The sequence below is a fragment of the Candidatus Yanofskybacteria bacterium genome (genome assembly GCA_016181175.1).
Taxonomy (GTDB): Bacteria; Patescibacteriota; Minisyncoccia; order 2-02-FULL-40-12; family IGHO2-01-FULL-4-A; genus 2-01-FULL-44-17.
Genome location: JACOZV010000001.1, coordinates 234,829 through 258,179 on the forward strand (window position 1 = coordinate 234,829; position 23,351 = coordinate 258,179).

At 39.6% G+C, this 23,351-nt stretch carries 23 protein-coding genes and 1 pseudogene; 19 read left to right on the forward strand and 5 right to left on the reverse strand.

From position 1 onward, the window contains the following. Positions 1-5: 5 nt before the first annotated feature. On the reverse strand, positions 6-1,196 hold the full coding sequence (locus HYT61_01175) for a radical SAM protein (GenBank protein MBI2062835.1): 1,191 nt from the start codon (positions 1,194-1,196) through the stop codon (positions 6-8). Between the two features lie 188 nt (positions 1,197-1,384). Here HYT61_01175 and HYT61_01180 point away from each other — a divergent pair, with 188 nt between their 5' ends. Continuing rightward, entirely contained in the window at positions 1,385-1,957 is a 573-nt protein-coding gene (locus tag HYT61_01180) for an HAD hydrolase family protein (GenBank protein ID MBI2062836.1), read from the forward strand. Positions 1,958-2,012: 55 nt separating this feature from the next. Here the strand turns inward: HYT61_01180 and HYT61_01185 are convergent, their stop codons facing one another. Further along, positions 2,013-3,245 (reverse strand): DegT/DnrJ/EryC1/StrS family aminotransferase, encoded by a 1,233-nt coding sequence (locus HYT61_01185; GenBank protein MBI2062837.1) that lies wholly within the window; start codon positions 3,243-3,245, stop codon positions 2,013-2,015. Positions 3,246-3,386: 141 nt separating this feature from the next. Between HYT61_01185 and HYT61_01190 the strand changes: the two genes are divergently transcribed. The 17 genes from HYT61_01190 to HYT61_01270 all read left to right on the forward strand — a co-directional run bounded on the left by HYT61_01190 (position 3,387) and on the right by HYT61_01270 (position 19,443). After that, positions 3,387-3,986: an SIS domain-containing protein gene (locus HYT61_01190; GenBank protein ID MBI2062838.1), complete on the forward strand. Its 600-nt coding sequence runs from the start codon at positions 3,387-3,389 to the stop codon at positions 3,984-3,986. Positions 3,987-4,130: 144 nt separating this feature from the next. Next, positions 4,131-5,081 carry an N-acetylneuraminate synthase family protein gene (locus tag HYT61_01195; protein ID MBI2062839.1) on the forward strand — a complete coding sequence of 317 codons (951 nt, stop codon included), beginning with the start codon at positions 4,131-4,133 and terminating at the stop codon, positions 5,079-5,081. 95 nt (positions 5,082-5,176) lie between these two features. Next, positions 5,177-6,445, forward strand: a complete 1,269-nt coding sequence (locus tag HYT61_01200) for a hypothetical protein (GenBank protein MBI2062840.1) — start codon at positions 5,177-5,179, stop codon at positions 6,443-6,445. Then, entirely contained in the window at positions 6,432-7,208 is a 777-nt protein-coding gene (gene hisF / locus HYT61_01205; protein MBI2062841.1) for an imidazole glycerol phosphate synthase subunit HisF, read from the forward strand. The genes HYT61_01200 and hisF overlap by 14 nt, the downstream gene beginning before the upstream one ends. Positions 7,209-7,258: 50 nt before the next feature. After that, on the forward strand, positions 7,259-7,894 hold the full coding sequence (gene hisH, locus HYT61_01210) for an imidazole glycerol phosphate synthase subunit HisH (GenBank protein ID MBI2062842.1): 636 nt from the start codon (positions 7,259-7,261) through the stop codon (positions 7,892-7,894). Then, the gene (locus tag HYT61_01215) at positions 7,891-9,135 is read left to right on the forward strand and encodes an N-acetyl sugar amidotransferase (protein ID MBI2062843.1); all 1,245 of its coding nucleotides are present in this window, start codon (positions 7,891-7,893) and stop codon (positions 9,133-9,135) included. The genes hisH and HYT61_01215 overlap by 4 nt, the downstream gene beginning before the upstream one ends. A gap of 2 nt (positions 9,136-9,137) precedes the next feature. Further along, positions 9,138-9,860, forward strand: a complete 723-nt coding sequence (locus tag HYT61_01220) for an acylneuraminate cytidylyltransferase family protein (GenBank protein ID MBI2062844.1) — start codon at positions 9,138-9,140, stop codon at positions 9,858-9,860. Further along, positions 9,817-10,869, forward strand: coding sequence for a Gfo/Idh/MocA family oxidoreductase (locus tag HYT61_01225; protein MBI2062845.1), 1,053 nt, complete (start codon positions 9,817-9,819; stop codon positions 10,867-10,869). The genes HYT61_01220 and HYT61_01225 overlap by 44 nt, the downstream gene beginning before the upstream one ends. Then, complete coding sequence (gene neuB, locus HYT61_01230) at positions 10,866-11,918, forward strand: N-acetylneuraminate synthase (protein ID MBI2062846.1); 1,053 nt, start codon at positions 10,866-10,868, stop codon at positions 11,916-11,918. Before HYT61_01225 ends, neuB begins: the two co-directional genes overlap by 4 nt. After that, positions 11,915-13,069: a UDP-N-acetylglucosamine 2-epimerase (hydrolyzing) gene (neuC, locus tag HYT61_01235; protein MBI2062847.1), complete on the forward strand. Its 1,155-nt coding sequence runs from the start codon at positions 11,915-11,917 to the stop codon at positions 13,067-13,069. Before neuB ends, neuC begins: the two co-directional genes overlap by 4 nt. 10 nt (positions 13,070-13,079) lie before the next feature. After that, positions 13,080-13,481, forward strand: a complete 402-nt coding sequence (locus HYT61_01240) for an acyltransferase (GenBank protein ID MBI2062848.1) — start codon at positions 13,080-13,082, stop codon at positions 13,479-13,481. 158 nt (positions 13,482-13,639) lie between these two features. After that, entirely contained in the window at positions 13,640-14,761 is a 1,122-nt protein-coding gene (locus HYT61_01245; protein ID MBI2062849.1) for a DegT/DnrJ/EryC1/StrS family aminotransferase, read from the forward strand. Continuing rightward, entirely contained in the window at positions 14,754-15,746 is a 993-nt protein-coding gene (locus HYT61_01250) for an SDR family NAD(P)-dependent oxidoreductase (protein ID MBI2062850.1), read from the forward strand. The genes HYT61_01245 and HYT61_01250 overlap by 8 nt, the downstream gene beginning before the upstream one ends. 15 nt (positions 15,747-15,761) lie before the next feature. Beyond that, positions 15,762-16,976, forward strand: coding sequence for a hypothetical protein (locus tag HYT61_01255; protein MBI2062851.1), 1,215 nt, complete (start codon positions 15,762-15,764; stop codon positions 16,974-16,976). Next, complete coding sequence (locus HYT61_01260; protein MBI2062852.1) at positions 16,973-17,830, forward strand: methyltransferase domain-containing protein; 858 nt, start codon at positions 16,973-16,975, stop codon at positions 17,828-17,830. The genes HYT61_01255 and HYT61_01260 overlap by 4 nt, the downstream gene beginning before the upstream one ends. Before the next feature lie 115 nt (positions 17,831-17,945). Beyond that, on the forward strand, positions 17,946-19,031 hold the full coding sequence (locus tag HYT61_01265) for a glycosyltransferase family 9 protein (protein ID MBI2062853.1): 1,086 nt from the start codon (positions 17,946-17,948) through the stop codon (positions 19,029-19,031). Between the two features lie 7 nt (positions 19,032-19,038). Next, positions 19,039-19,443, forward strand: a complete 405-nt coding sequence (locus HYT61_01270) for a hypothetical protein (GenBank protein MBI2062854.1) — start codon at positions 19,039-19,041, stop codon at positions 19,441-19,443. Positions 19,444-19,467: 24 nt separating this feature from the next. On the opposite strand, the pseudogene HYT61_01275 reads toward HYT61_01270, so the two are convergent. From HYT61_01275 to HYT61_01285, 3 genes and pseudogenes are all read right to left on the reverse strand, one after another. Further along, positions 19,468-19,839: pseudogene (locus HYT61_01275) on the reverse strand (four helix bundle protein). A 40-nt stretch (positions 19,840-19,879) separates the two neighbouring features. Then, positions 19,880-21,148: a methyltransferase domain-containing protein gene (locus tag HYT61_01280; protein MBI2062855.1), complete on the reverse strand. Its 1,269-nt coding sequence runs from the start codon at positions 21,146-21,148 to the stop codon at positions 19,880-19,882. A 41-nt stretch (positions 21,149-21,189) separates the two neighbouring features. Further along, the gene (locus HYT61_01285; GenBank protein ID MBI2062856.1) at positions 21,190-22,311 is read right to left on the reverse strand and encodes a glycosyltransferase; all 1,122 of its coding nucleotides are present in this window, start codon (positions 22,309-22,311) and stop codon (positions 21,190-21,192) included. 87 nt (positions 22,312-22,398) lie between these two features. Between HYT61_01285 and HYT61_01290 the strand changes: the two genes are divergently transcribed. Continuing rightward, positions 22,399-23,349, forward strand: a complete 951-nt coding sequence (locus tag HYT61_01290; protein ID MBI2062857.1) for a GDP-L-fucose synthase — start codon at positions 22,399-22,401, stop codon at positions 23,347-23,349. Positions 23,350-23,351: the final 2 nt, after the last annotated feature.

A 23,351-nucleotide genomic window follows, 5' to 3' on the forward strand; every position in this document is an offset into this window, starting at 1 on the left:
GGTTACTAAAACCCGCAACAACGATTACAGGGCGAGTAATTGTTTTTCAATTTTGCCATGTGGTCAGCCCGCATTTTTTGGAGCTTCTCGCCGAGCCAAATGGATTTAATCGTATGGCCTTGGTCTATCTTTCCCAACCAAAGCGTTGATTTGTAGTCCTCGTCACAAGGGTTGATTCTCCCATCACATAGAACATATAATCTTTCCCATAAAAAAGAGCAGGGAGAGTTTTCTGTCGGTCGCAAGGGGCTTTCATAAATTCCCAGACGTTCCGTTGCTCTTTCGCTAGCGAATTCATCTGCTAATCCTGCCCAGTAAGCTCTTGCTTGTTCAATATCTTGGCTTTTTTTAAAAACAACCATAGATACTCTGGATAATGTTGGTGAATTTGGAAATTCGCTTTTTTTCAACTCCGTAAATCTTTTTAGGTTTCTAGTCACCTCTTCAAATTTGGCTCCTCTGCGAATTGCTTCATAATCTTCTTTGGTGTGTGCGTCAATTGAAAAAACTATGAGCGCTGGACCTGCTTCAAGCAGTTCCCTCGACGTTTTGTCCGTTAGTTTGGTTGCGTTTGTGTTGATCTTCACGTCAATGATACCTTTTTGAGTCGCGTAAGCTACCATCTTGGAGAAATCAGGATGGAGAGTCGGCTCACCCCTTCCGGCAAAAACCATAGAACACAAACCGGCTTCGGATGCCTCATCTACAACATCTTTAAATAAACCGAAGTCCATCCAACCCATGTGTGACTTTTCAGAAGTAAAACTTTTATCTGACCACCAGCACATCTCGCATCTTAAATTGCAGACGCTGGTAGGTTCTACCACCAAAACAATCGGAAAGTCATCAAGTATTTTTTGCGCCGGATATTGGCAGAATTTATACCGATAAGCCAAATATTTTATTCTTGTGGATGAATCTGGATATGAAAGTGCGTGTGCCAGCTCTGACGTGGCAAATGAATTTTTCTTAAAATGATCAGATCTGCCGGCAAATTCATGTAAACTATGATTTTGTAAAAAACTGATAATACCCTCAAGCACCGTCTTTGGATAAACAGAAGTGGGGGTATTAACTTTTGCCCGCACCATGCTAATTAGCTCTCGAATAGATGATTCAGTTATTGGGGTATCGGTAGTAGTGCAACGGAATCGAAGCTCGTCTTTGGAGTAAGGATTTTTAGTAGAATCAGACATTATTTACTCCTTGTTTTCAACGTATCTCGAGTTAGTATACAAGCGATTAAGTCCAAGTGTCAACTGTCCAAACTGGTGTTTTTAGTAATTTATGGCAAGTCTGCCTTGACTAATCTGCATATTTATATTAACTTAATGAAGATTTAGTGGGACGTTGAAAATGAATTTAATTTTTACAGGAGAGAAACGTGGACAGTAAAGATTTGGCTAAAATAATTTTAGCGGTTTTTTTTGATGTTGACGGTGTTTTTACTGATAATCGTGTTCTTGAGGGTGCGCCGTATAAGGCAAAGTGGCGTAGTTATTATGATGGCCAGGGCGTATCATTGCTTAGGGCCATTGGTCTTCATGTTTGCCTTATTACTAATGAGAAGGGCGATTCCGCAAAAGGTATTGTGGATGTGGTGGAAAAGTGGAATAACCTCCCATCTTCTCAAAAAATTTTCGGCGATGGCGGTTGGCATCACGTAAGACTTTATACAGGCATGGGCGGAACAAAAAAAGTTATTGCAGCCGAAGAATGGCTAAAGGAAATCGGAGTAACGTTTGATCGGTGTGCTTTCATGGGTGACGATTTAGTGGATGTTCCGCTTTTGCAAAAAGTAGCGTTGGCGGCGGCTCCGATTTCTGCTGACCCGGCCATAAAGAAAATTGTGCATTTTATTTCGGAACGCCCCGGTGGATATGGCGCTTTGCGTGATTTTGTGAATTTTATTCTAAACTGTCGCGGCATAAATCCGCTTGCGCTTCCTCCGCAATAGTCCATAGAGTAGTATTTTCTACTCTTTTTTATTTAAAAAAACCGACTGCTGTCGGTTAATGGCAAGTATTAAAATATTCTATTGTTCTGCGCAATGCGTCGGCTTGCTTTTGCATTTCTTTTTTATTTTCCTGGTTGGTGGTGAAGTACATTAATCGCGGTTGAAGATATTCGGCATTGGGACAACATTGATTATCTTTTAGAAAATTTTTAAAATCCTCACCTTGTTCGTATTGGTCATGGAAGAAACAGCCGGTCTGGCTAAGATTAAAAATTGCCGGATCATTATAAACCAAGGCCAGAGCCGCCCTGATCTTGTCTCCGCCGAATTGAATAAACGTGTTCCTGAATTCATACCAACTGATTCCGAGTTTTTCTTGCCCTTCAAACAAAACGGCGTAAGTCCAAAATGTTGGCTTGGAACCCGGCGGCGCTGATTGCGTTTTTAACCAATCGCAGTTTCCAATGGCTTGCTTATACAATTTTGCCATGGCAACTCTTTTACTCAAGAACCAGTTGATTCTTTCCAATTGAGCCAGGGCCACGGCTCCCGTAAATTCTGACATTATATAATTTAAACCAATGGAGTCATGTCTCAAAAAGCTGGGGTCTTGAATTCTCAACGGGTTTTTGCCTACTGATCCAGCGTTTTCCGCGGAGACATTCTTAAAACCCAGATGCCCCACCTTTCTAATTCTTTCGGCAAGCCCATTTTGTTTTGTTATGAGGGCGCCGCCTTCGCTACTGGAAAGCATTTTGTATTCGCCAAAACTGAAAATACCGATGTCGCCGATTGTTCCCGCTACACGGCCTTTATGATCTCGCCCAAAACAACATTGAGCGCAATCTTCAATTATTCTAAAATCATTCCCCCTTGCTATGGACATGATTTCATCCATATCGCATATGTGGCCGCACAGATGGACGGGCATGATGACTTTAGTTTTGGGTGTTATCTTTCTTTTGACATCTTCAGGATCAAGTAAAAATGTATCAGATCTGACATCCGCGAAAACCGGCTTGGCTCTACAATAAATCACTGCCAAAGTGCACATAAGTGGCGTCAGGGGCGGCACGATCACTTCGTCTCCCGGGCGAATGCCGCAGGCAAGAAGAGCCTGGTGCAGCGCGGCGGTTCCAGATGTCGTGGTTATGGCGTATGGCATGTCGAATACTTGCCCGAATTTATCTTCAAATCTTTTGATCATGCTTCCGTTGGCAAGTTTGAAATCGGAATCCAGCACTTCTTTTAAGTATTTGAGCTCATTGCCCTTAAATCGCCAACCCATAATTTTATCCTATTTTTGAAAGATCGATATAACGTCATACCAATCTAACACTTTATTAGCGTGCGTCAAGGTTGGGCGATTGACCGACGATGCTTTAGATGTAATAATTCCACAAACAAGTACTTTTAAAAGGAGATTTTTATGTTAACCACGCTTGACATACATATGTTTTTAGTCAGGAGACAAATTGTGTATAGCGCATTAAGTAATTCGTCTAAGTTTAAGAGGCAAATTTTAAATGTCATTAGTCTTATCAAGAAGACATTTGATTCAGGAAATAAAGTTCTGATTTTCGGCAATGGCGGGTCGGCGGCGCAGGCTCAGCACTTTGCGGCGGAACTTGTTTGTAAGTTTGAGAAAAACCGTCAGGCTTTGCCTACTATTGCTCTAACGACTGATTCTTCAATTTTAACTGCGCAAAGCAATGACAATGGCTTTGAGACGGTTTTTTCAAGACAAATTGAAGCATTATGTCGACCCGGTGATTTGGTAATCGGATTGACCACAAGCGATACAGACGGTCAGCACTCTGCCAATATCCGCCATGCTTTTTTGACAGCCCAAAAGAAGGGTGCCAAATCAATCGGATTATTCAGTCAAAAAACTAAAAATCTATTGCCGCTGGTTGATGTCGCAATTATTGTGCCGGCAACTAATACCGCCATAATTCAAGAAGTTCATCAGACAGTTATACATCTACTCTGTTTTTTAATAGAAAGCGAGTTGGTTGGCGAGTCTTAAGATTCAACTTGGAATCCGCGTGAACGCGGATTTATTTTTTTTTGCCATAAATCATGAATAAAATCAATATTGATTTTATTCATGGCCATGTTTTGCTGGCTCTAAGAGTTACTTAAAAATAATAAAAATAAAAAGGGATCCAGGATGCTTAAAATAGGTGATAAGGAGATTGGTTACAACAAGCCAGTTTTTATAGTTGCCGAAATCGGAATAAATCATAACGGTGATATCAATATAGCCAAACAGCTTATTGATGGAGCGGTTGCGCAAAAATGCGACGCTGTTAAATTTCAGAAAAGAACTATACCCACTGTCTATACCGCTGAAGAATTGGCAAAACCGCGCCAAGTTAATGAGGGCATATTGAGAAATGCCGTTAAACGGGGAGTACTTTCAGATGAAGCTGTTAAGCGTTTGACAGATTCTGACTTTGAAAATTCCACAAACGGAGACCTTAAATGGGCTTTGGAATTTACGCAAGAAGAATATCAGGAAATAGACTATTATTGCCAGCAAAAAAGAATTTTATGGTTTGCTTCGCCTTGGGACGAGAGAAGTGTGGATTTTCTTGAACAATTTGGCCAGCCCTGTTATAAAATTGCTTCCGCCTGCAATTTGGACAAAGATCTAATGGCTTACATAAAATCTAAGAACAAACCAATTATTGTCTCAGTCGGTATGGCTGACGATGAGAGGATTGAAAAAATTGTTAAATTTTTAGGGGAAGAAAATCTTGTAATTTTGCATTGCACATCTACTTATCCCGGCAAAGATAATGAACTGCATTTGGCCAACATTCCCAGGTTGATTAAAAAATACCCCAGTGCTCTTATCGGATATTCAGGGCATGAGGTTGGGGTATATTCCTCTCTTGTTGCCGCCTCATTGGGTGCTTGCGTTATTGAGCGGCACATAACGCTGGACAGGGCCATGTGGGGGTCAGATCAGGCGGCAAGCCTTGAGTTGTACGGTTTGGGCAGATTGACGGTACAGCTAAGGGATTTGCCGACTTATTTAGGGCAACCGGTAAAATTTGTACTGGAATCGGAAAAACACATTGAGGCCAAGTTAAGGCGAAAAAATACATTAAAGTAATAAAATCTCCTACCTGGCCAACCTCTTATTTTTATGGTAAATTAATACGGCACCAAAAGAGCCGTATTTTTTTATGCCAGGTATTGAAACTTCATATGTTTTTGGCTAAAGACATCAGAAAATTGGAAAAATTAAACACAGCAAAAGACAATATTGCTGTTTTCGAAACGCCTTATCCGGTTTTTAATGAGTTGAGCCTCGAAAAAACCGAAAGGAAAATGGTTATTTTTATGGGCCTTGATTTTCGTCTTTTTCCGGACTTGGACCAAAAAAATTATATAGATGTTGAAAACAAATGCCTTGATTATGTTCGAAAAGAATGTGCTGACTGCGATCTCTATTACAAGCCGCATCCGGCGGAAAAGGATGAGCAAAATTTTCTGAATCTGGCGTCTTTTAAATCCATTGATGACCCATCAATCAGCGAGTTTTTTATTATGAAAAATCTTTGCAAGATTCAGTACGTTTTTTCTCCATTTTCGTGGATTTCAGTTTCAGCTTATGCAATGGGATTAAATTCTTTTGTGTTCTCCAAATTATTCAAAACGGCTATGGGCGAAGCGCGGGCTGACTTTTACGATGACTACTTCAAAGAAATGCCGCCGCAATTTTTTATAAATAATTTTGATCAAAAATTGATCGAGAATAAAAGGTTAATCGGAAAAGGGGAATTATTTGAAAAAGAAATTAAAAATGCTCTCACTTTAAAAAAGGGTGCTGCTTGGTTTGTCATTGCCGATCCGGGATTCTTGCCAATTATTATTGCTATGACCCGTTTGATAAAAAGCATTGACCCCGAACGAGGCCGCGAGGGCACGCAGCGTGCCTCTGCCTCGTACGGGGTTGATCCCAGCCGCAAAACCAACTTAATAATTGTTCGTCATAATAGGTGGGATAAGATGAATATTGAGGAAATTAGGCCGTATTTTGATGGGGTCCATATATTTAAAAGAACTTTTTACTCCCTAAGGCCGCGTAAGATTTTTGATGCCGTAAAGATTGCTTTTTCCGCTAAGAAATTACCGATTGGCAGCGAAGGCATCATTTTCGGTTTCACCCATTCGGGCTTTTTAGAAAATTGTCTGATTTCTTATAACAAAGGAGCTATGAAAATATCGTGCCAGAACAAACTGAACCTGGAGTGGATGTATAGCATAAAGAGATCCGCAACTTTAAGCGATGACAAGTTTCATCAGATTAAATCAAACATTTTATACAACAGAATCCTAGAACCGCTATTGGGGCTGAACAAGACCTTGTATCTGAAATATGGAGACGGAACTGTTTTAAATATCAGTCGTTACGAGAAACCCCTTAACGATGTATATGACAAAGTATACTTATTTGAAAATGCAAAATTCTAATCCCCACAACATTAGAATAATTCCAAGGCTGGACATAAAGGGTTCTAACGTGGTTAAGGGTATTTATACCGAGGGTTTGCGTGTTGTCGGCAGCCCGCGTGATTTAGCCAGAAGATATTACCAAGAAGGCGCCGACGAGATTTTGTATCTGGACATAGTTGCTAGTCTTTATCAGAGAAATCTTGATTTCGGATTGCTTAAAAGCGTGGCTGATGAAATTTTTGTGCCGCTTATTGTCGGTGGTGGCATAAGATCACTGGGCGATATTGAAAATGCTTTAAGATCTGGTGCCGACAAGGTGGCCATCAACACTTATGCCATAGCACATCCAGAATTTTTGCCGGAAGCTGTGCAGAGATTTGGTGCGCAGTGTATCGTACTGTCTGTTGAAGCGAAAAAAACTGCTAATGGTGGTTGGGAAGCTTATACCGACGGTGGCCGTGAAAGGACCGGCATTGATGCGGTTGAATGGATAAAGAAGGCGATAAAATTGGGTGTGGGGGAGATTGTAATAACGTCCGTTGACAAAGATGGCACACGTAAGGGATTTGATGTTGAATTAATTTCAAAAGTTACAGCTTTTGCGCCGGTGCCCGTTATCGTTTGCGGCGGCGCGGGAAGTCTGGAATCGGTAAAAGAGGTATTGGATAAGTGTAAGCCTGATGTCATATCGGCAGCTTCAATTTTTCACTATCAAGATTTTACCATCGGAGATTTAAAGAAATTTTTAAGCCGCAGTGGTTTTAATGTTCGTAATCAGTAATCAGTAATTAAAGTTACTAGTTACCGATTACCAGTTACCAGTTACTATCCATGAAACCAAAACCAACAATATCAATAATTGATTATGGTCTTGGCAATTTGTATAGCATTACCAAGGCCTGTCGGAAGTTTTCTGACTCTGTTGTTGTGACAGAAGACCCCGAAGTTATAAGGTCATCATCTGCCCTGATTTTGCCGGGGGTCGGTTCTTTTGGGGCCGGGATTGACGGACTAAAGCGGCGTGGTCTGGTTAAGATTATAAAGGAGTTTGCCGATAGCGGCCGGCCCATATTGGGGATTTGTTTGGGTGCTCAATTAATGATGAGTTGGGGATATGAATTCGGTGAATTTGCAGGCTTGAGCATTGTGTCTGGAAAGGTTATTAAGTTTGGGAAGTTATTGCCTGGAACCAAAGTTCCTCATATAGGTTGGAACAAAATTACTGTTAAAAGCAAAAAGAAGGAACCCATTTTCAGCTCTTTAGGCGAAAAGTCATATTTTTATTTTGTTCATTCTTATGTAATGCAGCCGGAAGATTCTAAAAATATTTTTGCCACGACTAATTATGGTGGGAATAGCTTTTGTTCAATTATCAAGCAAGGCAATATTTATGGTTGCCAATTTCATCCCGAAAAAAGCGGAGAAGTCGGTTTAAAAGTAATAAAAAACTTTATTCGTTTAATATGAAAACATTATACGGCCTGCCAGCCGAAGTAAAATTTTGTAAAAAGTGCGTTATTTCTAATCAAAGGCCGAATTCAGCGGTTGAGTTCAAACACACAATAAAGAGTAAAAAAGAAACCATACATTTTGACGAGCAAGGTGTTTGTGATGCTTGTCGTGTTGCCGAGACTAAAAAAAATATTGACTGGATTGCGCGCGAAAAAGAATTAACTGTTCTTTGTAACCGTTATCGCAGGAATGACGGCTATTACGATTGTATCGTTCCAGGTTCTGGCGGTAAGGATAGTTTTTTTGCGGCTCACCAGCTTAAGTATAAATTCGGCATGCACCCGCTGACAGTTACCTGGGCGCCGCATATTTATACTGATTGGGGATGGAAAAATATGCAGTCATGGATTCACGCCGGCCTGGATAATGTTTTATTCACCCCAAACGGACGCGTCCACCGTCTTCTTACTAGATTAGCAGTGGAGAACATTTTTCATCCTTTCCAGCCATTTATAATTGGTCAAAAGGCATTAGCGCCCAAGATGGCCCTACTTTACAAAGTGCCGCTTGTCTTTTATGGTGAAAACGAGTCAGAATACGGCAATCCTATTGGAGATTCCAAAAAATCAGAGCGGGATTGGTCTTATTTTACCGCGTCTGACAAATCGCAAATTTTTCTTGGCGGGACTTCTTTTAAGGATTTGATGGGCAGGTTTGGTTTAAATGCCAATGATCTTGAGGCATACCTTCCGGCCGATCCCAAAGAATTGAAAAAGCTGAAATTGCAGGTTCATTATCTCGGTTATTATCTAAAATGGCATCCGCAAGGTTCTTATTACTATGCCGTAGAACATGGTGGATTCCAGGCATCACCGGAGCGCACACCCGGCACTTATAGCAAATATAATAGCATTGATGACAGGATAGACGACCTGCACTATTACACGACATTCATTAAGTTCGGTATTGGGAGGTCTACTTATGATGCCGCTCAAGAAGTTAGATCCGGTGAGATTACGCGGGATGAGGGTGTTTCTTTGGTAAAAAGATTTGACGGTGAATTCCCAACAAGATTTGAAGATGAATTGTGGAAATATCTTTCAATTACTAAAAAAGAATTTCCCATCGCGTATAAAGTTTTTAAACAGCCGCAAATGACTCGCGAATATTTTTTGAAACTGGCAGACAGGTTTCGTTCGCCGCACCTTTGGAAAAAAAATAAAAGGAAGTGGAAATTAAGGTACCAAGTTTTATAAATATGAAGAAAATAAAAAATTTAGCAATTATTCCAGCCAGGGGTGGATCTAAAGGCATACCAGGAAAGAATATCAAAATTTTTCACGGCAAACCGCTAATTGCGCGCACAATAGAACAAGCCAAGGGAACCAGACTGTTTGATAGGATTATTGTAGATACGGAAAATAAAAAAATCGCCGTGATAGCCAAAAAATACGGTGCGGAGGTGCCGTTTTTAAGACCCAAAAAGTTAGCCGGTGATAAATCTTCGGTTAATGACGCCGTATTGCTGTTGCTTGAAAGACTTAAAAAAACAGATGGTTATAAACCCGACATTATTACGCTTTTACAAACAACTTCGCCATTGAGAGAAATATCCGACATTAAAAAATGCTGGGAACGGATGCAGGATTCCAAAGTCAAATCCATTTGTACAATATGCGAAACCCATCCGCGCCTTTATTATTTAGATAATCAAGGCAGATTAATCTTGGCTAATAAAATTGAAAGAGAAAGCACTAACAGGCAGGTTTGGCCTGCCGGTTATTTATTGAATGGCTGCATGGTTTACATGATCAGAACGGAAGAATTTTTTAAAACTAAAAGTTTTGTTAACAAAAATACGGTAGGCGTTCTTTGTCCCCGTTGGAGATCGGTAGATTTGGATCAACGAGAGGATTGGATAATGGCAGAATTTTTATATGAAAATAAAGAAAAAATACATGAAAAATTGGCAAAATTTTAATTTTTTGCAAATAGGGTTGGGTTCAATGGGAAAAAGGAGAATACGCAATCTCCTTTTTCACGGCGTTAAAAAAGAGAACATTTTTGGTTTTGATCCGCGGAAAGACCGTTGCATTGAAGCGAATAAAAAATACGGTATAAACACCCCTAACAGTTTTAAAAAAGCTCTTAAAAAAACCGATGCAGATGCCTACATTATTTCATCTCCGCCAGACACGCATTGGCCGTATTTTTTGCATGCTGCCAGGAACAAAAAGCATTTTTTTGTTGAACATCCTACAACGGACCGTGGCTATAAAGAACTCATGGGCCTTAAGGGCGAAGGTTTCATAATGGCTCCATCATGCACCTTAAGATTTCATCCGGCCGTGAAAATGATAAAAAAAATCATAGGCAAGAAACAAATAGGTGAAATACTCTCTTTTCAATATCATCTTGGCCAATATTTGCCCTCCTGGCATCCGTGGGAAGATTTTAGAAAAGTGTATTTTTCAAATAAAAAGACCGGGGCCTGCCGGGAGATGTTCGCGTTTGAGCTTGGCTGGTTAAGCCATGCTCTAAACCTGCAGAGAGTTTCTAAGGTGTTTGGTTTTACGGAAAAACTTTCCAATCTTAATATGTCAGCCGACGATGCTTATTCGGCAATTTTAAAGTTTAAAGACAGCGTAATTGGAAATATAGCCGTTGATCTTTTGTCCAAAAAACCATTTAGAACATTACGGATTATCGGATCAAGCGGAGTTTTACAGTGGGAGTGGCAGGATAATGAAATAAAAGTTTTTGATGCAAAAAATAAAAATTGGAAGATTTTAAAATTTAAAAAGGGTAAAAGCGAAAGGAACTATGTAACCACAGAAGATATGTATGAAGAAGAAATAGGTTTATTTTTAAAAGCCATAGAAGACAAAAAACCATTTCCTTTTACTTTTCAAGAGAATCACCATTTCCTAAAAACATTATTTGCCCTTGAAAAAAGCAGTAAGTTGGGAAAAGTAATCTTGGTAAAATGAAGAAAATAAAAATAGGTCATAAAACAATATCTGATAAATTCCCCGTCTTTATAATCGCTGAAGCCGGTGTTAACCACAATGGCCGTCTTGATTTGGCTTTGAAACTGATAGATGCCGCCGCGGTTTCCGGGGCGGATGCGATTAAATTTCAAACCTTTCGTGCTGAGCAGGTCGTTACTGCCAGTGGCAAGATGGCTAAATATCAAATAAAAAATCTGGGGGCAAACATAAAACAATTCGCAATGCTAAAAGAACTCGAGTTGAAAGAAAAATATTACCCCGAACTTGTTAAGCGGGCCAAAAAGAAGAATATCATTTTGTTTTCCACCCCCCACGGTGGACATGAGTCGGTGGATTTTTTGCAATCTTTGAGAATGCCGGCATTCAAATTTAGTTCTAGTGATTTGACCAACATTCCGCTTCTTCGGTATGCGGCTAAATTTAAGAAGCCCATGATCATAAGTACTGGTATGGCTACTCTTGCCGAAGTGAGAGAGGCGGTCGGTGCCATAAAAGGGGCCGGCAACAATAAGATCGTTGTGCTTCATTGCACTACCAATTACCCCTGCCCTTTGGATGAAGTTAATTTAAGATCAATGTTGGCTATTATGAAAAATACAAAAACTCTGGTGGGCTATTCTGACCACACAGCCGATGCGCAAGCGTCTTTTGTGGCAGTGACACTGGGTGCCTGTGTCATAGAGAAACATTTTACTTTAGATAAAAATTTATCCGGTCCGGACCAGAAAGCTTCAATGGAACCATCTGAATTTAAACAAATGGTAGAACAATTAAAAAATATAAATTTAATTCTAGGTTCTTCGGTTAAAAAACCGACCAAAAGTGAATTGCAGTATTTGCCAATTGTGCGAAAAAGCATTGTTGCGGCCAGAAATATTTTGAAAGGGGATAAGTTTACTAAGGAAAATTTGACTGTCAAAAGGCCGGGAACCGGCTTGCCACCCAAAGTTTTTTTTAAACTAATCGGAACGGTAGCAAGAACTGACATAAATGCAGACACACTAATAGAAAAAAAACATATTATATGACCAGAACGAAGAAAAAAGTCGCATATGTTTCCGGTACTCGTGCTGATTTTGGTTTGATGACCCCGATACTTAGAGCCATAGATAAAAGTAAAAAACTTAACTTGCAAGTATATGCTACAGGAATCCATCTGATGCCGGAATTTGGAGAAACGGTGCGTCACGTCAGAAAAGAATTTCCCGATACAATCAGTATCAAAGCAAAATTTGAAACAGATAACAGATTGGGGACGGCAAAATTTACAGGTAACTTTTTGGAAAGATTAGCCAATATTTTCTCTGAAAACAAGCCTGATTTTGTTTTGACCCTCGGCGACAGGCCGGAGATGCTTTGTACGGCTATGGCCTGTTTGTATCTCGGAATTCCTACCGGCCAAGTTCATGGTGGAGAGAAAACATCTACCGTTGACGAGGTTGCGCGCCATGCGATTACTAAGCTATCCCATATTCATTTTCCTGCAACTGAAGAGTCGGCTCGCCGTATTGAAAAAATGGGCGAGGAAGATTGGCGGATACATATAGTTGGAGCCCCGGCATTGGATGCGATATTAAACGAAAAACTTCCGACAAGAGAAGAATTATTTAAGGAACTTGGTTTAGATTTTAGAAAAAAAGTTATCTTAGTCACCCAACATCCAGTCAGTGAAGAAGCTGAAGATGCTGCTATACAAATGGAAGAAACTCTTGCTGCGATCAAGAAATTTAACCTACCTGCAGTTATTACTTATCCCCATGCTGATGCCGGTGGCAGAAAAATTATAAAAGTTTTAGAAAAAGAAAAAAGCAACCCGCTTTTTCATATATTTCCAAGTTTAGAATATAAGCAGTTTCTTGCGTTTGAGCGCGAAGCTGCTGTTTGGGTGGGTAATTCCAGTGGTGCCATGATAGAGTCATCTTCTTTTCAAACCCCTGTAGTCAATATTGGCATTCGTCAGATGGGACGACAGCGCGGCGACAATGTTATTGATGTTGGCCATAATAAGAAAGAAATAGAAAAAGCAATTGATAAGTCTCTAAATGACGCGGCTTATTTAAAACGGCTAAAGAAAATTAAAAATCCTTGGGGAGACGGCAAAACCGGTCCGAGAGTTGCAAAAATACTGGAAAATATTAATATCAATGCCAGATTGTTAACAAAACAGATAACCCATTAGGAATAAAAACATGGCAAAACAAAGATTTAAAAAATGGAACAAGCCCAAAATTAAACACGGCAAACTGACAAAATGGAATTGGATGGTTCAACACCCAAAGAATCTTGAATTGGGGGCGGATACGGACATAGGCGCGTTTTCTTATATTAATGCTAAAAACGGAGTAGTTATAGAAGGCGGTGTCCAAATTGGTTCTCATTGTTCAATTTATTCAGTTTCAACAATAGATGGAAAAGGCGGCAGAGTTGTGTTAAAAGAAAACTGTTGTTTGGGAACTCATAGCACGGTTATGCCCGGTGTAACAATCGGCAAGAATTCTGTTGTGGGAGCTCACAGCTTTGTAAATAAAAGTTTGCCTGATAATGTTATTGCTGTCGGATGTCCAGCAAAAATAATTAAACGTTTAAAATAAAGCGCCCGGATTTTATAATCCGGTTTTTTAATGAATCCCGTACGAGATAGCAAAAGTAACTCTGACGATCGTTTCGGGATATTATGATTTCAATACTAACAAAAGATAAACTTATATAATACGGAAATGCTCAAAGAGCATTTCCTGTCTCGTACGGGATGAAAAAATATCCAGTTGCCAAGCCCCACATAACAAAAGATGAGCATATCGCAGTGCGGGAAGTTTTAAGCTCCGGTAATTTAAGCTTGGGGCCGAAATATAAAGAATTTGAAAAATTGTTTGCCAAAAAAATCGGCACAAAATATGCTTGTGCCGTGTCCAGCGGTACTGCTGGTTTACATCTGGCCATGATTGCATCTGGCATCGGGCCGGGCGATGAGGTAATTACTTCACCCTTTTCATTTATAGCTTCGTCAAATTGCATTTTGTATGTTGGCGCTAAACCTGTTTTTGTTGATATAAATCCAATTACTTACAATATGGAACCGGCCGAAATTGAAAAGCGTCTTACCAAAAGGACAAAAGCTATTTTGGTGGTGCATATCTTTGGCCAGGCGGCTGACATGGCGCCAATTTTAAAAATTGCCAAAAAGCATAAATTGAAAATAATTGAAGATGCCTGTGAATCGGTGGGGGCTAAATATAATGGCCAAAACACCGGAACGTTCGGGGAATCGGCGGTTTTCGCTTTTTATCCCAATAAGCAAATGACCACTGGCGAAGGTGGGATAATTGTAACCAACAGCAAGAAAGCATATGAGCTTTGCGGGAGTTTGCGCAATCAGGGTAGGGCGGAAAATATGCAATGGCTGGACCATCAGTATCTTGGTTATAACTACAGGATGAACGAAATGAGCGCAGCTTTGGGTGTTGTCCAATTGCAAAAACTTGATTTCATGATAAAACAGAGGCAAAGGATTGCTGGCTGGTATAGCAAGCATTTGGGGCCATTTTCAAGTTTTGTGGAGGTCCCCACCATAGCTAAGGGCAATACCCATACCTGGTTTGTGTATGTTGTAAGAATAAAGAATAAGGTAACCAAGAGAAATGGGGTTATAGATGCCTTACAAAGAGTTGGCATAAGCGCCAAGCCATATTTGCCGTCTATCCACCTATTCAGTTTTTATAAAGACAAATTCGGTTTCAAAGAGGGGGACTTCCCGATTGCTGAAAGGGTTAGCCAGTCGTCATTGGCTCTACCTTTTTACATAGGCCTTAAAGAAAGTGATATTAAATTTATTGTGGCTAAATTAATCGTAGTATTACAAAAACATGCTTGATGATTTTCAAGACAAAATAATATTGGTAACCGGCGGCACGGGGTCAATCGGCGCCGAATTGGTGCGCCAGCTTTTAAAGTATAAACCCAAGCAAATCAGGGTTTTATCCAGGAACGAAACACGCCAATACCATTTGCTGGAAGCGCTTCGTTACCCTAAAAATTTAAGAATGCTGATCGGAGACATAAGAGACCAAGAGCGTTTACAGCTTGCTTTTAAGGGCGTGGATATCGTTTTTCACGCAGCCGCTTTAAAGCATGTTCCTTTTTGCGAGTATAATCCTTCGGAAGCGATGAAAACCAACATCATCGGTTCGCACAACATTATTGATGCGGCCTTACATGCCGGGGTTAAAAAAATTATTGCCATATCCACCGATAAAGTTGCCAATCCTTTAAACGTGCTTGGTGTTTCCAAACTTATGATGGAGAAATTGTTTATTAACTCTCATTTTTTTCTCGGCGATAAAATGAAATTGGCCTGTGTTAGATTCGGGAATGTCGCTTGGGCCGACGGTTCGGTCTTGCCGATATGGTCAAAACAAATAGAAGCCAAAGGCGCGATTAATGTTACCAATAAAAATGCGACCCGCTTCCTTATGTCCATAAAACAGGCTGTCAGTTTGACTCTAAAAGCGTCTCAGCTTTGTTTTGGTGGCGAAATTTTTATTTTAAAAATGCCCTCAATTCGTTTGAGCAATTTAGCCGAATTATTTATTAATAAATACTATCCAAGAAAAAAAATAAAGATAAAATACGTTGGTGACCGAGCCGGAGATAAATTGCACGAATCTCTTCTGGGTTCCAACGACTCTAACAAAGAGACGTGGATCAATAATGAGATGTTGATTCTTGTGCCAACCGCCGATATCCATAATCTTGTTGGTGAGCCGCATTCTTACGATGGCTTTCAAAAAACTACCTCGGGTTTAAGTTTTTCCTCGGAGGATTATTTGGATACTAAGAAAATTGAGAAGATTATTTAGAACTAACTTCACAATATGGATATCAAAAAACTTGCCGGTATAAATACCAAAATTAATAATGTTTCCAGAATTTACTTGCCATATTTATGGAGTTTGAGCAGTAAAGAATCGGATTCTGCCGGTGTTTTTAGGAAGAGAATGGTTATTTTTTTTGGCAGTGATATGAACGGCATATTGAAGCCCGGTTTTGCAGATAAAGATCTTTACATTGCCCAATGCAATGAGTGTCTTGATTATATCCGCCGTAATTTTGAAGGGTATGACCTTTACTATAAACCGCATCCGGCCGATGAAAAAGAGTGTTTATTTTTAAACCTAAAGGGTTTTAACTTAATTCTGGATAAGACAACGGCCGAATTGTTTTTGTGGCAAAATCTTCCAAAAATTAAGTGTGTTTTTGCCGTGAACTCGTGGTCAGCGGTTTCTGCTCGCAGTTTCGGCCTGGATGTCTATTTGTTTAACCGGCTTTTTAAAAACGTATACAGCAGTAAATATTATGAATCAGTTGAAACATATTTGGCGCAAGTACCGGACACCATTTTTGTAAACGATCTCAAACAAAAACTTACGGAAAATAAAATATATATCGCAAAAGATGAATGTTTGGGTCATGAGATTCGTGAACTTTTTTCCAGTTTTCACGGCAAAATTTGGCTTGTTTTTTCGCATACAGAGTTTGCTGTTAGCGCGTTATCACTGGCCCGATTTTTGAAAAACATTTTGCACGGCGTTAAAATAAACTTGGTTGTTTCACGCCATCCTCGTTGGGATTTCATAAAACAAAATGATATCAGTGACTGCTTCGATGAAATAAAGTTTTTTCCCAGAATCTTTTATTCGCTAGAGCCGCGTAAGTTATTTAATAATTTAAAAATTGCTTTAGCTGTTAAAAAGTTTGGTATTAAGCCTGATGACATGATAATTTCCTTCTCTCAAGTTGAATTTCTTGAAAATTGTTTTCTGTCATATTATAAGCGCAACAAGCGGATAGGATTTATAGGCGAGAGGGATTTTAATTTTAATTATAATCCAGAAAACCAGATTTTTTCAGGTAACGACAATTTCCGATTTACCAAAGCAAGTTGGTTTTACAATAAAATTTGGGAACCATTTTTGGGCCTCAATAAAACAGCTTTCCAAATTTATGACGACGGCGAGCTTTTTGTATTAAGATATCAAAAACCGATTAATGATATTTTTAACAAAGTTTTTATTTGCACTACCCAATGAGATTTAGAAAAAAAATATACAATTTTGCCAAAAAATTAGTTTTTCAGAGAAATTTATTATCCTATGAATTACATGGCCGTAAACCTTGGAGTCGAGGTTATTTTGAGTATAAATGGCGTGAAATTGGTGCGGTTCTTAAAAACAACGATTTGTTAAAATTGTTTAAGAACGGCGAGAAACTGCCGGAAAAATATGGTGTTGGCGTTGACGAAAGAATTGTTGAGATTCCCTGGATAATTTCCCAAATCGGCGGTGACCGTGTGGAAATGTTAGATGCCGGTTCGGCGCTTAATTTCGTGGAAATTGTTGAACACAAAAATGTTGCCTCTAAAAATCTTTTTGTAATGAATCTAAATCCAGAATCAAATTGTTTTTGGAAAAAAGGAGTGTCGTATGTTTATGGCGACATAAGAAAAGCACCCTTCAAAAGCGATAATTTTGATATAATTTCCTGTGTTTCAACGCTTGAGCACATAGGAATGGATAATACTCAAATATATACCGGCGAAAAACAGTTCAAAGAAAATAACGGTGATTATCTGCCGGCGGTTTTGGAAATGAAAAGAATGCTTAAACCGGGCGGAACACTTTTTATTACAGTGCCGTTCGGTCAGTACGAAAACCACGGCTTTTTTCAGCAGTTTGATTTGCAAATGGTGCAAAAAATTATCGATGCTTTTGGTGCCGCCAGTTGTGAGTCCGTTTTTTATAAATATTCAAAAAATGGCTGGCAAATAAGTGATGAGGCAAGGTGTTCAGATGCTAAATATTTCAACATACACAAAGATAAACAAATTGACGAGGACTACGCAGCTGCCGCCAGGGCGGTGGTTTGTATAATTTTAAAAAAATAAATCCCGTACGAAGCAGCCCTATCGGGTTAAACGAACGGGATATTAATTATAAAATAACAGTGATTATGCGCGTGTAACTTATATTAAACACTGCGCAGCAGCTGCTTCGTTCGGGATGAAATTCTCCAATAAATTTATAAACCTTGGTATTATATTATTGTGTTTTTTATATTACTTATTTCACGGTAGAGCCAATAAAATTCCTTTAAATCCCAAAAGGATTCTTGTTTTGCGTTGGAAGCCGCACGTGGGAGATGTTGTTTACATCACGCCAATGTTTAGGGCCATTAAGACCATGTATCCGGATAGCAAACTTTATGTTATCGGGGCTGGACGAGTGGAGGAAGTAATCAGACACAACCCGGATATAGATAAATATATAAATTACGAAAATAACTTTTGGACTGTCGTTAAACAGTTAAAAAAAGAAAAAATTGATTTTGCTTGTTTGGCCAATCTTGGCAGTACGATAGGTTTTGCTTTGTTATATTTCGCAGGCATTAAGGGCATTTCTACTTTTTCACTAGAGAGCGACAGAGGAGACACCTCGGTTTCTTATTCAATTCTAAAAAAATTTGCACTCACGTCGCCGTTTTACACCGGCCAATATGTTCCGCCGCAATATCTTAAACTGCTCGCTCCACTTGGTGCTAATACGGGTGATGCCCACTTCCGTCTATATTTTTCTAAAGATGCGGAAAATAAAGTTAATAATGTTTTTATTCAAAATAGTATATCAGCAAGTGATTTAATTGTCGCTTTTGCGCCTGGCGGCGCGATTCCCGAACGCTGGTGGCCGGCGGAAAGATTTGCCGAACTTGCCAAAATTATCCACAAAGAATATAACGCTAAAATTCTGCTTGTCGGAGCCGGCAAAGATGAGAGGCCGATAATAGCGATGCTTGCGGCCTTGGGTGACGTTCCGGCGGTTAACCTGCTTAACCAAAGTCTGGACGAATTCAAGGCTACAATTTCAAAATGTAATCTTGTCATAGGCAATGATTCCGGCCCGATGGTAACGGCCGATGCCTTTGATGTGGCAAATCTTGTCTTTGTCGGATCTACAGATGAGCGCGAGTATCACCGCCCGCCAGGTCAGTTAAATCGAGTCCTCAAGAGTGTCGGTGGCGATGTGAAAAATATAACCCTTGACATGGCAAAACAAGAAATTGATGTTATATTAAATAATCTAAAAAAGTAACATAAAAATGAAAATCATAACGCAAACTAAAATTTTAATACCTATTTCCTCAGCCGAGTTAATGGACAAGATCGCAATTTTAGAGGTTAAATCGGAGAGGATAAAAGATGTGAAGAAGTTAAAAAATATTAAACGTGAACTTAAACTGCTCCGTGTAATTTTTAATAAATCAATAAAACCAACAAAAGAACTCGGCCAGCTTTTTAATAAGTTGCGTCGGTTAAGTGCCAAGGGTTGGGATATTGAAGACAAAAAACGTCTTTGCGAAAGAAACGGTGATTTCGGGCCGGAGTTTATCAAGGCGGCGCGAGTGGCCTTCAAAAATAATGATGAAAGGGCGGCAGTTTGGAAAGAGATAAATACCCTATTGAAGTCCGATATTGTTCAGGAAAAATCTTATGAAGATTATTAGTAAATGGTAATCAGTAATCGGTAACTATTTTTGATTTTTTATGGAACGGATTAACCCATTAACTAATCGTGCTGTCTCACTTGCTTTTTCGTCGAGCTGGTTACACTGTTGGGCGGTAATAAAACCGTTATCTTTGGATAAAATTAAAAAATTTTGAACTTCTGCAACCGACCCTCGAGATTGATAATAAAATCTAACTTTGTCTTTAAAATGATAACGAGCAAATCCTTCGGCAATATTTGCAGTAACAGAACTGGATGCTCTGCGCAATTGGCTGGTTATTCCAAAGATCTCATCTTTTGGAAAACTTTTTGTAATTTAGTAAACACTTAAAACTAAATTATGTCCTACTTTCCACACTTCCAGATCATAAAAGTTTTTAATTTCTTTACTCATTTTACTAATTTACTATTTACTAGTTACCGATTACCAGTTACTAGTTACTGATAATCTCAAACTTTGGGCAAGGTACGATAATCTTGCCGCCCGCCTTGAGGTAAGCTGATTCGCGAGCCTTGAATTCACTTATGAAATGCCACGGCAGAATCAAAAGATAATCCGGCCGGCGTTTGCGCATTTCTTCCTCGGAATAAATCGGAATATTAGTGCCAACTGTTTTATGTCCGAATTTTTTGGGAGAACGTTCGGCAATTCCTTCTATCAGGGTATTATCCAAACCGAACCATTGAAGCAGAGTGTTACCTTTAGTTGATGCGCCATAGCCCCAAGTTGTTTTTCCTTTCCCACGTTCTTGTTTTATAAAATTAACGGTCTTAATTTTTAGGTCGTTTATTTTTTGGTAGAAATCGGAATAAGTTTTACTCTTCCCCAGGCCTAGAGTTTTTTCATGGGCAAGTATTGATTCAACTCTGTGCAGGGCAACGTCCCGATAGGGCGCCGTGGCAAATTTAGTCGGGTCGGCCCTATTTTTTCTTACATAAACACGAAAACTTCCACCGTTAACATCATTTAGTTGGCAATCAACGATTTGGAAATCGTGGCTGTCCAGCAGATGTTTAAGTGAAGTTAAAGTGTAATATTCAAGGTGTTCGTGACATATATTATCAAAAGCAAGCTGCTTGAGCATAAGCGGCAAGTAACTCATTTGTATAACCCACAATCCGTCTTTTTCAAGGATTTTATGAATATTTTTTACAAAAATATGCGGGTTTTCAAGGTCGTAAAACATGGCGATTGAAGTGACTACTTTTGCTTTCTTATTGCCGTATCGTGATTTTTTATACGCGGCATAGTTAAAATAATCTTGAATAACTAAAGAGGCATGTTTCTTGGCTTCTTCACTAACATTTTTTGTCGGGTCAAACCCCACTCTTATTATTCGCGGGTCAACAAATTTAAAAAGAGTCCCGTCGTTACAGCCAATATCAATAAATACATCGCCTTTTTTCAAACTCATTTGATTCTGAACGGGTTCGGCAATTTGTTTAAGTTCATTGGTCATTGACGCGTTTGTGCCTGAACGGTACCAGTAGTGGGTATACATGTAATCAGTGGGCGCGGAATGGGCGAGCTGAACGAGGCCAGATTTTGGAGCCAGACACAATTTGAGTTCCACAGGTTCCAGTCTTACGTCGTCATCAAGCGGTAAAAAATTAGACACATGCAGTTTTCCCAAAGAAAACAAACCGATGAGTTTTTCTCCGGAGATTCGGCAGGTTTTTCTTTCTGTGATTTTGTTAGACATGGCAGATTATATCAGGAAGCTTATCCCAAAATAATTAAATGTCAAAATGATTCCAAAACCTTCCTTGCGAGGATTTTTGGAGTTAGTTCGCGCAGGTATAACCGGTAAGCATTTTCGGCTATTTTTTGAGCCTTTTCATAATTATTTTTTATCCAGATAATTTTGTCGGCCAAATCACGTGCATCAGCCGGGCGGCAGCAGAAACAAGTTTCGTTTTCTGTGAGCAACTCAAGCACGGCTTTATTGCGGGCCGTGAGATAAGGTATTTTCATGGCCAAGCTTTCAAATGCTTTGTGTGGAATGGTTCTGGTAAGGCGGTTATGGTCTGAAAGCTGGCCCAGGGATGTGTGACATTCTTGCATGAGCCGGCGCAGTTCGTTTTGTTCCAGTTTTTGTGAAATCCACTCAACGTTTTTTGAATCAAATTTTGCCAGTTTTTCTTTAACTATTTTTTCCATTTGACCCCTGCCGATTATTCTGAATTTTATTTTTTCATTTTTGAGAATTTCTGCGGCATCTATGGCATATTCTATACCGGATTCTGGCAGAAATCCGCCGCGGAATAAAACGGTAAATGTCGCTGACATGTTGGCTTCAGGTTCACGGAAGAACAAGTTATCATCAACCCCAGTCAACGCTACCGTTAGTTTATTGTTGCCGAGGAAAAACTTTTTCATTAGCCATTCCTTTTGCGCCTCAGTTTCAACAAGGCTTACGTCTGACAAATGAAAAGCCAGAAAGTCTATTAACCAAATCCAGGTCGCTTTTGGGGAAAATGGCATAGCTTGGCGGCGTGACAATATCCTCCCCTCATATAGGGAACCCAGGGCGTTAAAAACAACTTTTTTTCTTGAAATTAATTTAGCCAGCGGGACTAGATTGTGTGCGCCATAACCGACCCACAACATATCGTAGTTTCTTTTAGCATGTCCGTGTTTCTTTATAATTTGCCAAATTTTTTTTAAAAAAGTCGAAGAACCATCATTGCAATACAAAATCTCACAGTCATTTTCTTCTAGGCCTCTCAAATAAACCGCATCACGCGAAGGTGGGTCTTGTGTTATGTTTATGTAACAAAATCGCATCCCGTTAGAGGTAGCCCCGCCAAGGTCCTTCGGACTCGCGACTATGTCGCGAGCGAGACCTCTAACGGGATTCACCATTAAACTATACCAAAAACGTCATGTTTACAAGCCGCCATCTTTGCTTATTTTTGTGTTTTTTGCTAACTTTGATTAAGTAATTACCCTATGGATTTACGAAATAAAACTTCGACAAAACTCAGTTCAAGTAAAATTCTTGTGACTGGCGGTGCTGGCTTTGTCGGCTCTTTTGTCGTGAAAAAACTTATAGAAAAAGGCGTTCCGGCCAAAAACATTTTAGTGCCACGATCTAAGGACTGCGATTTGAGAAAGTGGGAAAATTGTCAAAAAGTTGTTCGCGGTCAGGATGTTGTTATTCATCTTGCGGCTAAGGTCGGAGGTATCGGTTTGAATCGCGCCAAACCCGGCGAACTTTTTTACGATAACATTATGATGGGAGCACAGCTTGTAGAAGCGGCAAGACTGGCAAAAGTAAAAAAGTTCGTAGCCATAGGAACGGTTTGCGCATACCCCAAATTGACCCCGATACCCTTTAAAGAAGAAAATTTATGGGTTGGTTATCCCGAAGAAACCAATGCTCCCTATGGTTTGGCCAAAAAAATGCTCTTGGTCCAAGCCCAGGCGTATCGTCAGCAATATAATTTTAACACTATTTATCTTTTGCCGGTTAATCTTTTTGGTCCTGGGGATAATTTTGATTTCAACTCTTCTCACGTGATTCCGGCCCTTATTCGTAAAGTTTTGGAGGCCAAGAAAAATAAACAAAAAAGCATTGAAGTTTGGGGTACAGGCAAAGCCACCAGAGAGTTTTTGTATGTAGAAGATGCTGCAGAGGGGATTATTTTAGCGGCTGAACATTATGATGGTCATGAACCGGTAAATTTGGGATCGGGTATGGAGATTTCCATAAAAAATCTTGTGAAATTAATTTGCCAGCTTGTTGGGTATGAAGGTAAAATTGTTTGGGACAAAACCAAACCTGACGGCCAACCGCGCCGGATGCTGGATGTCAGCAGGGCCAAAAAAGAATTTAGTTTTAAGGCAAAAACTGATTTTCAAAAAGGTCTTAAAAAGACAATTGACTGGTATGTTAAGTAGGT

What these genes read in the sequence shown, in the direction of transcription:
- neuC (MBI2062847.1), top strand. Translation starts at nt 11,915, where the DNA reads ATGACCAGAACGAAGAAAAAAGTCGCATATGTTTCCGGTACTCGTGCT.
- HYT61_01215 (MBI2062843.1), top strand. Translation starts at nt 7,891, where the DNA reads ATGAAAACATTATACGGCCTGCCAGCCGAAGTAAAATTTTGTAAAAAG.
- HYT61_01220 (MBI2062844.1), top strand. Translation starts at nt 9,138, where the DNA reads ATGAAGAAAATAAAAAATTTAGCAATTATTCCAGCCAGGGGTGGATCT.
- HYT61_01195 (MBI2062839.1), top strand. Translation starts at nt 4,131, where the DNA reads ATGCTTAAAATAGGTGATAAGGAGATTGGTTACAACAAGCCAGTTTTT.
- hisF (MBI2062841.1), top strand. Translation starts at nt 6,432, where the DNA reads ATGCAAAATTCTAATCCCCACAACATTAGAATAATTCCAAGGCTGGAC.
- neuB (MBI2062846.1), top strand. Translation starts at nt 10,866, where the DNA reads ATGAAGAAAATAAAAATAGGTCATAAAACAATATCTGATAAATTCCCC.
- HYT61_01270 (MBI2062854.1), top strand. Translation starts at nt 19,039, where the DNA reads ATGAAAATCATAACGCAAACTAAAATTTTAATACCTATTTCCTCAGCC.
- HYT61_01185 (MBI2062837.1), bottom strand. Translation starts at nt 3,245, where the DNA reads ATGGGTTGGCGATTTAAGGGCAATGAGCTCAAATACTTAAAAGAAGTG.
- HYT61_01265 (MBI2062853.1), top strand. Translation starts at nt 17,946, where the DNA reads ATGAAATTCTCCAATAAATTTATAAACCTTGGTATTATATTATTGTGT.
- HYT61_01175 (MBI2062835.1), bottom strand. Translation starts at nt 1,196, where the DNA reads ATGTCTGATTCTACTAAAAATCCTTACTCCAAAGACGAGCTTCGATTC.
- HYT61_01285 (MBI2062856.1), bottom strand. Translation starts at nt 22,311, where the DNA reads ATGGTGAATCCCGTTAGAGGTCTCGCTCGCGACATAGTCGCGAGTCCG.
- HYT61_01280 (MBI2062855.1), bottom strand. Translation starts at nt 21,148, where the DNA reads ATGTCTAACAAAATCACAGAAAGAAAAACCTGCCGAATCTCCGGAGAA.
- HYT61_01250 (MBI2062850.1), top strand. Translation starts at nt 14,754, where the DNA reads ATGCTTGATGATTTTCAAGACAAAATAATATTGGTAACCGGCGGCACG.
- HYT61_01260 (MBI2062852.1), top strand. Translation starts at nt 16,973, where the DNA reads ATGAGATTTAGAAAAAAAATATACAATTTTGCCAAAAAATTAGTTTTT.
- HYT61_01200 (MBI2062840.1), top strand. Translation starts at nt 5,177, where the DNA reads ATGTTTTTGGCTAAAGACATCAGAAAATTGGAAAAATTAAACACAGCA.
- HYT61_01245 (MBI2062849.1), top strand. Translation starts at nt 13,640, where the DNA reads ATGAAAAAATATCCAGTTGCCAAGCCCCACATAACAAAAGATGAGCAT.
- HYT61_01240 (MBI2062848.1), top strand. Translation starts at nt 13,080, where the DNA reads ATGGCAAAACAAAGATTTAAAAAATGGAACAAGCCCAAAATTAAACAC.
- HYT61_01190 (MBI2062838.1), top strand. Translation starts at nt 3,387, where the DNA reads ATGTTAACCACGCTTGACATACATATGTTTTTAGTCAGGAGACAAATT.
- HYT61_01290 (MBI2062857.1), top strand. Translation starts at nt 22,399, where the DNA reads ATGGATTTACGAAATAAAACTTCGACAAAACTCAGTTCAAGTAAAATT.
- HYT61_01225 (MBI2062845.1), top strand. Translation starts at nt 9,817, where the DNA reads ATGAAAATAAAGAAAAAATACATGAAAAATTGGCAAAATTTTAATTTT.
- HYT61_01255 (MBI2062851.1), top strand. Translation starts at nt 15,762, where the DNA reads ATGGATATCAAAAAACTTGCCGGTATAAATACCAAAATTAATAATGTT.
- hisH (MBI2062842.1), top strand. Translation starts at nt 7,259, where the DNA reads ATGAAACCAAAACCAACAATATCAATAATTGATTATGGTCTTGGCAAT.